Raw genomic sequence first — 534 nt, forward strand, 5'->3', positions numbered from 1 at the left:
GGTGTGGGCTGCGCGACCGTGCGACGAGTCGATCTCTGAGGACGCAGCGGGCTGGCGGCCATGCCGGAGGGGGCTTGCTCGCTGGATTGACTCCTTACCGCGGCGGTCGTCGACGGCCGCTGCTAGACGGTGGAGGTGCTCCGCGGCGCCTGGAATGACGTCGCCTAGGTCGTATCCGGCTCGGTGGTCGGCCTGAACGGCGCCGGCAAGTCCCCGCTGTTCCACGCGATCTCGGGCCTCGTCCCGCATGGGGGCTCGATCCGGTGCGGCGGCCAGGACCTCGCCCGGATGAGACCCGCTGCCATCGCACGCGCCCGCACCGTCCAGGTGCCGGCGACCCGCGAACTGTTCGGCGACCTTAGCGGGCGCGAGAACCTCGATCCGGGCGGCCAGCATTTCCCGAATGCCGAGAGCGCCAGGCAGCGCCACTGGCCCTCACAGCCGTTCCGGGTCCTCAAGGCCACCGCAGCCCCGACCCCCCCCACGCTCTCGGGCGGCGCGCACCAGATGCTGCCCATCGCGCGGGCGCGCACG

General features: G+C 72.7%; 1 protein-coding gene. It reads left to right on the forward strand.

Annotated elements, in window-relative coordinates; all coding sequences use genetic code 11:
• Positions 1–183: 183 nt before the first annotated feature.
• Positions 184–534: ATP-binding cassette domain-containing protein (locus tag MKK84_RS24275; RefSeq protein ID WP_243924511.1), on the forward strand; the 351-nt coding region annotated here is incomplete at its 3' end.

Origin of the sequence: Methylobacterium sp. E-065, assembly GCF_022829605.1 — a bacterium.
In the GTDB taxonomy this organism is placed as follows: domain Bacteria; phylum Pseudomonadota; class Alphaproteobacteria; order Rhizobiales; family Beijerinckiaceae; genus Methylobacterium.